Origin of the sequence: Neptunitalea lumnitzerae, from assembly GCF_027924185.1 — a bacterium.
GTDB lineage: Bacteria > Bacteroidota > Bacteroidia > Flavobacteriales > Flavobacteriaceae > Neptunitalea > Neptunitalea lumnitzerae.
Genome location: NZ_BRVO01000003.1, coordinates 38,286 through 49,725 on the forward strand (window position 1 = coordinate 38,286; position 11,440 = coordinate 49,725).

Here is an 11,440-nt window from a genome sequence, read left to right on the forward strand (position 1 = left end):
TATGTTTTAATTCATGTATATTTCTGAAAAATCAACTTCATAAGCATCTATAAAGTCAATTGATTTTTCAATATCTAGGTGAAGAAAACGGTCTTGTTCTACAAAAGGAACTTCTTTAACAAAAGCACTTAAAAACTCCTCTATTAGTATAGAACTTTTATTTGGTCTTCTGAATTCAATAGCTTGAGATGCATTTAAAAGTTCTATGGCTAATATACGCTCTACATTATCTAATATTCTAAGACATTTTGTAGCTGCATTAGCCCCCATACTCACGTGGTCTTCTTGTCCGTTAGAAGACACAATACTATCTATACTACTTGGTGAGGCAAGTTGTTTATTCTGACTTACAATACTTGCTGCAGTATATTGCGGAATCATAAACCCAGAATTAATTCCCGGATCATTCACTAAAAACACTGGTAACTCACGTAGGCCCGAAACCAATTGGAAAATTCTACGTTCAGATATATTACCCAATTCTGCCATCGCAATACCTAGGTAGTCTAAGCCTAAAGCCAAAGGTTGCCCATGAAAGTTTCCTCCAGATATAATCTTATCTTCTTTTACAAATATGTTTGGGTTATCTGTTACCGAGTTTATTTCAGTTTTAAAGGTTTTTCTAACAAAAGTTAAAGTGTCTTTTGTAGCTCCATGTACCTGTGGCATACACCTAAAAGAATAAGGGTCTTGTACGTGTTTCTTTTCTCTAGAAATCAATTCACTTCCTTCTAAAAAACTCAATACACGTTCAGCTGTTTTTATTTGCCCCCTGTGCGGTCTTATAAGATGAATTAAATCTGTAAAAGGCTCCTTTCTACCATCAAAAGCTTCTAGAGATATGGTTCCTATCAAATCTGCCAAATAAGATAATTTATAAGCTTTTAGTAAACAATACACCCCGTAAGCACTCATAAACTGCGTACCATTTAACAATGCCAATCCTTCTTTAGAACGTAACTCAAGTGGTTCCCATCCAAATTTTTCTTGTAAAATACTAGCATCTTTTATCTCACCATTTACATACACCTCTCCCATTCCTAACAAAGGCAATGCTAAATGGGCTAATGGAGCCAAATCTCCTGATGCACCTAACGATCCTTGTGTGTACACTACCGGATATACATCATTATTAAAAAAATCAATTAACCTATTAACAGTTGCCAATTGCACACCACTATGCCCATAACTTAAAGATTGTACCTTTAGTAAAAGCATTAACTTAATAATACCCACCGGTACTTTTTCTCCTGTTCCGCAAGCGTGAGATTTGACTAGATTTTCTTGTAGTTTAGATAAATTAGAAGTAGATATTTTAACATTATACAGCGCTCCAAAACCTGTATTAATACCATAAATAGGCTCTTTATGAGCCTTCATTTTTTCATCTAAATAGGTTCTGCTTTTTTCAATTAAGTACTTTGATTCATCCGAAAGTTTAATGTTCTTATTTTGAGAAATTATTGTATTTATCTCCGATAAATCAAGTATATTGCTGCTTATATAATGTATTTGCGTCATTTAATTAAATTCTTAGGAGTTCAAAAATCCGCATAAACATTATATTTTCCAAATTAATAACTATTGATACTAACAATTATTTAAATTATTTTACTTAGAATACTAATATGAAAAAATTCTCCGTTTTACTTGCCTCTCTGGCAATATTCAGCTGTCAAAAAACACCTAAAGATTACATGGTTTTAAGTGGTACAGTTACCAACCCAAATACAGAAAATGTATTGGTTTCTGGACACGGATTAAGAGAAAAACTACCTTTGACTGCTGACGGTACATTTTCAGACACTTTGAAAATTAAAGAGCCTGGTTATTACACCTTACGAATAGGAAAAGAATCATCTACTTTTTACTTAGCAAACGGTGGAGATATTGATTTAACTATAGACACTAAACTTTTTGACGAAACCTTAAAATATACAGGTGAAGGAGCTGCTGAAAATAATTATTTAGCAGCAAAATATTTAAGTAACGAAGAGTTAACAGCTAATCAAAAGGAATTTTATTCATTAGATGAAAAAGCTTTTGTAGCTAAAGTAGACAGTATAGAAAAAGCATACAAAGACAAATTAGACGATGCTGATGTTAGTGATGAGTTTGAAGCTCTAGAGACTAAGAACTTAAAATACGATACGTATACATATTTAAATTACTACCAAAGAGCGTACCCTCATTACACAGGAAATCCTGAGTATACACCTTCTGAAACTATTACAAGCTACAAATCAGAAATTGATTATGATAACGATGCCGATGCCAAAGCATATTCAAACTATGCTGGGTTAGTGATTAGTGATTTCTATGCTAAAACCAATGCTTTAGAAAATGAAGATTCTCTTAAATATAAAACAATTGAGCTTTTAAAAGCTAAGAAAAGTCCGGTACTACAACAAAAAATAATGGACGAATTGGCTTTTGAAATTAGACCAGGAAATATGGAGATTGCACCTTATTATTTTGATGAGTTTATGGAGCTATCTACCGATGAAGCTTTTAAAGAAAATCTTATTGTTCAGTATGAACTTTTTAAAAAGCTAATTGCAGGAGCACCTTCTCCTACCTTTAAAAACTATGAAAGTATTGACCGCAAAGAAATGTCTTTAGCTGACTTTAAAGGTAAATATGTTTACATAGATGTTTGGGCTACTTGGTGCGGGCCTTGTAAAAGAGAAATCCCATACTTAAAACAAGTAGAAGAACAATTTAAAGATAAAAATATTGAGTTTGTTGGTATTTCTGTTGATGTAAAAGCCGATAAAAATACTTGGAGAACTTTTGTAGAAGAAAATGAATTGGTAGGTACGCAATTATTTGCTGATAAAGATTGGAGTTCTGATTTTATGGTGGAATATGGTGTACAATACATCCCAAGATTTATTCTTATTGATACCGAAGGAAACATTATTAATGCTGCTGCTCCTAACCCATCTAGCGGAGAAGAGCTAACAGATTTACTAAGTTCTTTAGAAAATATATAAGTAGGATACCTCTAGCTTATAAAAAAGCGGATTCTTATATAAGAATCCGCTTTTTTTATTTTTGATGTTAATATTTAAGCCTGCGAAAATAAGTCTAAATAAGCATCTCCAAGAAAATCAATAATTTCTGTTGCAGTTAAAGCTTGGTAACTATTTTTTTCTACGGATAAATCTCCTGCCTTTCCATGCAAGTAAACCCCAAAAACAGCAGCTTCTACTTCGGTATATTGTTGCGCTACTAAACCAGCAATTATGCCTGTTAAAGTATCTCCACTACCTGCCGTAGCCATTCCAGGATTTCCGGTAGTATTAATGTACAAAGCATCATGATACACCGTAATACTATGCGCTCCTTTTATAACCACTATCAGATCATATGCTTTTGAGAAAGCTTTTACCTTAGCAAGTTTATCAAAATCATCTTTCCACGCTCCTATCAAACGTTTTAACTCTCCTGGGTGTGGCGTTAGAATAGTTTTGCTTGGCAGCTTTTCCAATAAATCCTGTTCTTGCGCCAATATATTTAAACCATCTGCATCTATTACTAGCGGTAGTGTATTAACTTCTAAAAACTGTCGGAATGCATTTTTTGTAACTGGTTTTGTATCCATACCCATTCCAACCGCTACCACCGTTGGTTTTACCTCAAATTCTATTTCCGAAATATATTCATCATGTTTAGAGGTTAACACCATAATTTCTGGTAAAGCAGTTTGCATAATCTGGTAACCACATTTAGGCAAATAAGCTGTAACCAATCCTGCACCAGAGTTTAAAGCAGCCTCAGAACTCAACATAGCAGCTCCTATTTTGCCATAACTACCCCCTACTACTAACACATGCCCATAGGTATTTTTATGAGAAAACTTTTCTCGTGGTTTGTACATTTCAAGAGCCTCTTGTTTTCCTATTACATAGGTTGAACTATCAGATTGGGTTATATACTCCATATCTAACCCAATATCTAAAACTTCAAAATTATTAGAATAAATTCCGGTATCAGGTAAAAAGAAAGGTAGTTTTGGTAATTGAAAACTTAACGTATGATTAGCTTGTATAACTGCTGATGTATCTTCCGGCACTGCTTCCATATACAATCCAGAAGGAATATCAACAGAAACCACAAAGGCCTTCGATTGGTTTATGTATTGTATCAAATTAGCTACCCAGTTTTCAGGGGGTCTGTTTAAGCCTTGCCCAAAAATAGCATCAACTATAATGTCTTCTTTTGCTAATTCAGGAAAATCATTTGATTCTTTAATCACTTCAGGCCAGTAATTCATTTCCTTTAATCGCTCATAATTTACTAAAAAGTCAGCAGACCTTTGCTCACTAAAATTTACTATATATACAGCAACATTATACTTTTCTTTCACTAACATTCTAGCAAGCGCTAAACCGTCTCCACCGTTATTTCCTACCCCACAAAATATATGTAACTTAACATTAGCTCCTTGCAATCTGCTATGTAACCAATTAAAAAGCTCACTAGCAGCTCTTTCCATTAACTCTATACTAGTAATTCCTTGATTTTGTATTGTATAATTATCAGCTTCCTTTAGCTGTTTCGCATTTAAAATTTTCATTTATTAATGATTATTCTGTTTAATTGTTAATTTAATAAAAATAAGTTTATTGTTTGTCTATTTAACTAAATAGCCTACATTTGAAAAACCACTTATTAAAAATAGATACTTCTGATGATACGAAGAAGTTTTTGATAAGAAACATTTTTTTAAGCAAGAGACAAGTCTCTTAATAATAATCTCGAATTTTCGAGTACATGAAAGCAAAAACTAATACATACAACTTCTTTACTAGTACGCCATCTATTTTAGGGCGCACCAGATTAGTTTTTGGTATATTCACCTCTATTATTACCACCATTATTATTACCCCTTTAGGGGTTTAATTTATACATATCACACGTCCATATTTCCTATTTTTTATTCAAATAAAAAATCAGATATAACTATATTTAAGTCATAAATTTATTGATCTCTGTTATCAGAAAAAAAAGAAACTCATGAAAGTTTTAAAATTTGGCGGAACTTCTGTTGCTAATGCCGAGAATATAAAAAAAGTACAAGCAATTGTTGCTTCAGAAAGTGAAGAAAAGAAAATGGCGGTAGTCGTTTCAGCCCTAGGTGGTGTTACCGACTTACTTTTAAAAACTGCTGACCTAGCGGTTAAACAAGATGAATCTTATAAAGATACACTTCAACACATTGAAGACAGACATCTTGAAACCATTCAACAACTAATTCCTATTACTTCTCAAAGTGCTATTATTAGTAAGGTAAAACAACATCTTAACCAATTAGAAACCCTATATGAAGGTTTGTACTTGTTAGGTGAAATAACGCCAAGAACCTCTGATAAGATTGTAAGTTATGGAGAATTATTATCGTCTTACATTATATCAGAATTTTTTAAAGTTGCAGGTTTAGACGCTGCGCTTAAAGACTCTAGAGACCTTATTAAAACTAACAAGCATTTTGGTAAAGCTCAGGTTAACTTTAAACTTACCAATACCAATTGCTACTTTTACCTTAAAGGTGCCAAACATCAAGTTACAGTTTTACCAGGGTTTGTTGCCAGCACTGTAGAAGGCGAAACTACCACCTTAGGTCGTGGTGGGTCTGACTATACCGCTGCAATTATTGCAGGAGCGGTAGATGCAAAAACATTAGAAATATGGACCGACGTAAGTGGTATGTATACCGCAAACCCAAAGGTGGTTAAACAGGCTAAAGCCATAGCTAAAATATCGTATGAAGAAGCTATGGAACTTTCTCATTTTGGCGCTAAAGTACTATACCCACCAACGGTTCAACCAGTGTTAGAGAAGAAAATTCCAATTCATATAAAAAACACTTTTCAACCGCATGAGGTTGGAACTTTAATAGTACAAGAAGATTTTAAAGAAGAGCTACCTGTAAAAGGAATCTCAAACGTAGACAAAATAGCGTTATTAACACTTGAAGGTGTTGGTATGGTAGGTATACCAGGAATTTCAAAACGCTTGTTTGAAGTTTTATCTCAAGAAGAAATTAGTGTTGTATTAATTACACAAGCATCTTCAGAGCACTCTATATGTTTAGGTATTAATGCTGCCGAAACGGAAAAAGCAGAGTGTGCCGTTAATGAAGCTTTTGCTTACGAAATATCCTTAAATAAAATTAAACCAGTAATTATAGAATCTGGGCTTTCAATTATTGCTTTGGTGGGTGACCAAATGAAGAGTCATCAAGGGCTTAGCGGTAAAATGTTTAGTACCCTAGGTAAAAACAACGTAAATATTAGAGCTATTGCTCAAGGAGCCTCTGAAAGAAACATCTCTGCCGTAATAGATGAGAAAGATGTAAACAAAGCATTGAATGTTTTACATGAGCGATTTTTTGAAGAGCAAACTAAACAATTAAACCTTTTTGTAACGGGTGTAGGTAATGTTGGAGAAAAATTCTTAGCTCAAATTAATCAGCAAAAGAAATTTTTAAAAGAACGTTTAAAACTAAATATTCGTGTAGTTGCGCTGTCTAATTCTAAAAAAATGGTATTTAATGAAAGTGGTATTTCATTAAGCAATTGGCAAGAAGAATTAGCAGAAGGAGAAGCTGCTTCTTTAGATGGGTTCTTTGAAAAAGTTAAGAGTTGTAACCTACGTAATAGTGTATTTGTAGATAATACAGCAAATGATGTAGTAGCTGCTACGTATCATAAGTATCTTAAAAATAGTATTGCGGTAGTTACCTGTAATAAAATTGCTGCTGCTTCAGATTACCAGAACTATCAATTACTTAAAAAGCTTGCTTTTAATTATAACGTTCCATTTTTATTTGAAACTAATGTAGGTGCTGGTTTACCTATTATAGATACCTTGAAAAACCTAATAGCTTCAGGAGACCGCATACATACCATTAAAGCTGTCCTATCTGGTAGTTTAAACTTTGTTTTTAACAACTTTGATAATGATCATAACTTTCATGATGTTGTTCAACAAGCAAAAGTTGAAGGATATACAGAACCAGACCCTAAAATTGATTTAAGTGGTGTAGACGTTGCTCGTAAAATATTAATTCTAGCACGTGAAAGTGGATATCAAATAGATATGGAAGATATTGAGAACATTCCTTTTTTACCACAAGAAAGTTTAGATGCGCCAAGTGTACCAGAATTTTTTGAAACTCTTAAAACTCATGATACACATTTTAATAATATATATGAACAAGCAACTGAAAAAGGAGCGCGTTTAAAATATGTAGCTACGTTTGAAAACGGAAAGGCAAAAGTAGGATTAGAAGAAATCCCAGCAGACCATCCGTTCTATAACTTAGAAGGAAAAGATAACATTGTTCTTTTCTATACAGATAGATACCAAGAACAACCATTATTAATTAAAGGTGCAGGTGCAGGTGCAGATGTAACTGCCTCTGGAATATTTGCCGACATTATACGCGTAGGTAGCAACTAATAGTTATGAAAGCAGTAAAAGTATTTTGCCCGGGTACTATAGCCAATGTTTCATGTGGTTTTGATGTATTAGGCTTATGTTTAGATTCGGTTGGTGATGAAATGATTGTACGCAAATCTGACGTTCCAGGTATACGAATCACAAAAATTGAAGGAGCAGATCTTCCTCTAGAAACAAAAAAAAATGTAGCTGGTGTAGCTGCCTTGGCTATGCTCAAAGAAATTACCTTTGAAGGTGGTTTTGATATTGAAATTTATAAAAAAATTAAAGCTGGTAGCGGTATTGGTAGCAGTGCTGCCAGTGCTGCTGGCGCAGTATATGGTATTAATGCATTACTAGGAAACCCGTTCACCAATGCTAAATTAGTTGAGTTTGCTATGCAAGGAGAAGCTTTAGCTAGTGGTGCACCTCATGCAGACAATGTAGCACCAGCACTTATGGGCGGTTGTACCTTAGTAAGAAGTTACACTCCTTTAGATGTAATTGCATTGCCTACCCCATCTGAGTTATATGCTACCGTGGTGCATCCGCAAATTGAGGTAAAAACAGCCGACTCAAGGGCTATCTTAAAACACAATGTAACCCTTAAAAAAGCCATACAGCAATGGGGTAATGTAGGCGGATTTGTAAGCGGACTATTTTTAAACGATTATGACCTTATATCAAGATCGTTAGAAGATGTAATTGTAGAACCTATACGCTCGGTATTAATACCTTACTTTAAAACAGTTAAAGTAGCTACTAAAAATGCAGGAGCCTTAGGTAGTGGTATCTCAGGTTCTGGTCCTTCTATTTTTGCTTTAAGCAAAGGTGCCGATACTGCCCACAAAGTAGCTGATGCGATACACGATATTTATAAAAATTCAGAAATTAAATTTGACATCCATATCTCTAAAGTAAATCCGAAAGGATGTAAAGTTTTACCATTATGAAATACTATAGTTTAAACAATAAAGAACATAAAGTTAGTTTTAAAGAAGCTGTTATAAATGGTATAGCACCAGACAGAGGGTTGTACTTTCCTGAAGAAATAACAGCTTTAGACGCTCATTTTATTGATAACATAACACAATTTAGTAACGAGGAAATAGCCTATAAAGTAATTGCTCAATTTGTGGGAGATGAGATTGACGAAGCATCTTTAAAAGAAATTATAAAAGATACCTTGGTTTTTGATTTTCCGACAGTAAAGGTGGAAGATGATATTTATTCATTAGAATTATTTCATGGACCAACCATGGCTTTTAAAGATGTAGGTGGGCGCTTTATGGCACGTTGCTTAGGCTACTTTAATAAAGATGTACAACAAGAACAAGTTACAGTTTTAGTGGCTACTTCAGGTGATACCGGTGGTGCTGTGGCAAGTGGCTTTTTGGGTGTTGATGGGGTTAATGTGGTAATATTATACCCTAGTGGTAAAGTAAGTGATATACAAGAAAAACAATTAACTACGCTTGGACAAAACATAACTGCTCTAGAGGTTAATGGTGTTTTTGACGACTGCCAAGATATGGTTAAAAATGCTTTTTTAGATGAAGAACTAAAAGACCAAAACCTAACTTCTGCTAACTCTATTAACGTAGCAAGATGGTTACCTCAAATGTTTTATTTTTTCTTTGCTTACAAACAATTAAAACAACTAAACAAAGAGTTTGTATTTGTGGTACCTAGTGGTAACTTCGGTAACATTTGTGCTGGTATGATGGCTGCTAAATTAGGCTTACCCGTTAAACACTTTGTAGCGGCTACCAATGTGAACGATACCGTACCTCGATTTTTAGTTACCGGTACATACGAGCCTAAACCTTCTAAGCAGACTATTTCTAATGCTATGGATGTTGGTAATCCGAGCAACTTTGTGAGAATACAAGAAATTTACAACCAAAATACAGAAGCTTTAAAAGCCCATTTTTCATCTTTTAGTTATACCGATGAGGATACTCGAAAAGCTATGAAGAGCATCTATGAAACTTCTAGTTATGTAGCAGACCCACATGGTGCCGTTGGTTATTTAGGAGCTAAAAACTATTTGAAAACGAATAATGATTTATGTGTATTTTTAGAAACAGCTCACCCCGTTAAGTTTTTAGATGTTGTTACTGACACCCTATCTATAGAGGTACCAATCCCAACACAAATAGAGGCTGTTTTAGATAAAGAAAAGAAAAGTATTGTTATTGATACGTATTCCGATTTAAAATCGTTTTTAAACAATAGAACTCTTTAACATGAATAAACTACTTACCATATTTTTATTATGTTTTGTTTTACATGGGAATGCTTTTCATAAAAACAAAATATATCAGGAAAAATATGGTAACGTAGTTACTTTTGTCAGAATTCCTTTTGAAAATTATGCAGTTACCGAGAAAATTAAAATAATAGGTCAACTAGCTGAACAATTATCCAATAAATTAGCTTACAAAGACACTATTCTTATCGAGTTTCATCACTTAGGCTCTACTCCTTTACGACCTAAAAACTTATGGATTGTAGAGAAAAACTATTGTAAAGATTTAGTACTTTTTAATCCCATTGATTATAGTAATTATCCCCCTCAAGATTCTGTTGTAACCAATCAGCGGAAAAGCCACAGACCTAATTACAAAGGAATTTCTATTAGACATATAGGGCTAGACATTTCTATTGAAAATATATTAAGATACATTGAATTCTCCATACTTCATGAAGAACAAAATAGCATAAATTCCTATTATTATACAGTACATTGGTTTGAACCAGAAAAAATTTATGAAGGCCATTATATAGGTTTATCAAAACAGCAATTGCTCACCATTGAAAAAAGTCCACTTTCGAAAGTTTTAAAAAAACTACTACAAAAGAAAACTGATATCATAAACGATAAAGGAGTAGATTTTTATTTTAAAAATAACAACTTTTACTTTAAAAACAGTCATACCAAAATGAAAAGTGATGAATTCACTTTTATAGTTCCAGGTAAAAAGGGTTATTTATTTTTTACAACGGCTAATAGTTTTATCTATTTAAATAAGCGCACTCCAAAAATTAAACTACATACATTAAGTAATGTAGATCCTGAATGGAACTATTATGCCTTTATTACATATCCCTTCAACTTTGCAACCCATAACAAAACAAAAAATCTGTTTGTATATAAATATAGAATACAAGGGAGTAGTTTCCTTTTTTCAGAAGAAACGAACGATTTACTAACTACTTATCATTAAGAGTAAGGTTTTATCTTTTTATCCTACTAAGTAATAGAATATAAAAAACTTCTATTATGAAAAAACTACTTTGCAGTATATCTGCTATAGTACTATTTGCTTCGTGCAATGAAACACCAAAGACTACTAACCCAGAAAAACAGGAGAAAGAACCTAACACAGAAGTGGTAAAAGACACCACCCCTATCCTTACACAATATGGCATTGTAGAGGGAGAAAATCCACTAGGATTAACTGTTGGAGAAAAAGCACCAGACGTAACACTAACTTTTGAAAATGGAACTACCCTAAACCTACAAGAACTTGCTTCTAAGCAACCTTTAGTAGTTTTCTTTTACAGAGGTTATTGGTGCCCTTATTGTAGCAAATACTTAACTGAAATGGCTACTGAAGCCAAAGAATTGGAACTTGCTGGGGCTAAACTTATAGCTATTACCCCAGAGTCTTATGAAAACGTAGTTAAAACCAAAAGTAATACACAAGCTACTTTTGATATTGTTTCTGATATTGATGGTAGTATCATGAAAGCCTTTAAAGTAAATTTTGATGTAACAGATGATTATCAAGGGAAACTTAAAAAAGGATTAAATACAGGGCTAGAAGACTTAAACTCATCTGGAGAGGCTGTACTTCCAATTCCTGCAACCTACGTTATAGATACGGATGGAAAAATAACATATAGCTTTACCAATCCAGACTATACAGAACGAGCGCCAATTTCAGAAATTTTAAATCATATACCAGCTCATTAAAAAATGAGT

9 protein-coding genes are annotated in these 11,440 nt (G+C 33.4%); 7 read left to right on the forward strand and 2 right to left on the reverse strand.

What is annotated here, in order from left to right:
• Positions 1-6: 6 nt before the first annotated feature.
• On the reverse strand, positions 7-1,521 hold the full coding sequence (gene hutH / locus Y10_RS12495; protein WP_281765744.1) for a histidine ammonia-lyase: 1,515 nt from the start codon (positions 1,519-1,521) through the stop codon (positions 7-9).
• A 107-nt stretch (positions 1,522-1,628) separates the two neighbouring features.
• Between hutH and Y10_RS12500 the strand changes: the two genes are divergently transcribed.
• Positions 1,629-2,996 (forward strand): TlpA family protein disulfide reductase, encoded by a 1,368-nt coding sequence (locus Y10_RS12500; RefSeq protein WP_281765745.1) that lies wholly within the window; start codon positions 1,629-1,631, stop codon positions 2,994-2,996.
• A gap of 74 nt (positions 2,997-3,070) precedes the next feature.
• Here Y10_RS12500 and Y10_RS12505 read toward each other — a convergent pair whose 3' ends face one another.
• The gene (locus tag Y10_RS12505) at positions 3,071-4,582 is read right to left on the reverse strand and encodes an NAD(P)H-hydrate dehydratase (protein WP_281765746.1); all 1,512 of its coding nucleotides are present in this window, start codon (positions 4,580-4,582) and stop codon (positions 3,071-3,073) included.
• Positions 4,583-4,779: 197 nt separating this feature from the next.
• Here Y10_RS12505 and Y10_RS12510 point away from each other — a divergent pair, with 197 nt between their 5' ends.
• The 6 genes from Y10_RS12510 to Y10_RS12535 all read left to right on the forward strand — a co-directional run bounded on the left by Y10_RS12510 (position 4,780) and on the right by Y10_RS12535 (position 11,431).
• Complete coding sequence (locus Y10_RS12510; RefSeq protein WP_281765747.1) at positions 4,780-4,908, forward strand: hypothetical protein; 129 nt, start codon at positions 4,780-4,782, stop codon at positions 4,906-4,908.
• An 81-nt stretch (positions 4,909-4,989) separates the two neighbouring features.
• Entirely contained in the window at positions 4,990-7,470 is a 2,481-nt protein-coding gene (gene thrA / locus Y10_RS12515; protein ID WP_281766183.1) for a bifunctional aspartate kinase/homoserine dehydrogenase I, read from the forward strand.
• 5 nt (positions 7,471-7,475) lie between these two features.
• Positions 7,476-8,402: a homoserine kinase gene (locus Y10_RS12520; RefSeq protein ID WP_281765748.1), complete on the forward strand. Its 927-nt coding sequence runs from the start codon at positions 7,476-7,478 to the stop codon at positions 8,400-8,402.
• Positions 8,399-9,697 (forward strand): threonine synthase, encoded by a 1,299-nt coding sequence (thrC, locus tag Y10_RS12525; RefSeq protein WP_281765749.1) that lies wholly within the window; start codon positions 8,399-8,401, stop codon positions 9,695-9,697. Before Y10_RS12520 ends, thrC begins: the two co-directional genes overlap by 4 nt.
• A 1-nt stretch (position 9,698) precedes the next feature.
• Entirely contained in the window at positions 9,699-10,679 is a 981-nt protein-coding gene (locus Y10_RS12530; RefSeq protein WP_281765750.1) for a hypothetical protein, read from the forward strand.
• Between the two features lie 56 nt (positions 10,680-10,735).
• Positions 10,736-11,431, forward strand: a complete 696-nt coding sequence (locus Y10_RS12535; protein ID WP_281765751.1) for a peroxiredoxin-like family protein — start codon at positions 10,736-10,738, stop codon at positions 11,429-11,431.
• The last annotated feature ends 9 nt before the right edge of the window (positions 11,432-11,440 follow it).

What these genes read in the sequence shown, in the direction of transcription:
- hutH (WP_281765744.1), bottom strand. Translation starts at nt 1,521, where the DNA reads ATGACGCAAATACATTATATAAGCAGCAATATACTTGATTTATCGGAG.
- Y10_RS12500 (WP_281765745.1), top strand. Translation starts at nt 1,629, where the DNA reads ATGAAAAAATTCTCCGTTTTACTTGCCTCTCTGGCAATATTCAGCTGT.
- Y10_RS12505 (WP_281765746.1), bottom strand. Translation starts at nt 4,582, where the DNA reads ATGAAAATTTTAAATGCGAAACAGCTAAAGGAAGCTGATAATTATACA.
- Y10_RS12510 (WP_281765747.1), top strand. Translation starts at nt 4,780, where the DNA reads ATGAAAGCAAAAACTAATACATACAACTTCTTTACTAGTACGCCATCT.
- Y10_RS12520 (WP_281765748.1), top strand. Translation starts at nt 7,476, where the DNA reads ATGAAAGCAGTAAAAGTATTTTGCCCGGGTACTATAGCCAATGTTTCA.
- thrC (WP_281765749.1), top strand. Translation starts at nt 8,399, where the DNA reads ATGAAATACTATAGTTTAAACAATAAAGAACATAAAGTTAGTTTTAAA.
- Y10_RS12530 (WP_281765750.1), top strand. Translation starts at nt 9,699, where the DNA reads ATGAATAAACTACTTACCATATTTTTATTATGTTTTGTTTTACATGGG.
- Y10_RS12535 (WP_281765751.1), top strand. Translation starts at nt 10,736, where the DNA reads ATGAAAAAACTACTTTGCAGTATATCTGCTATAGTACTATTTGCTTCG.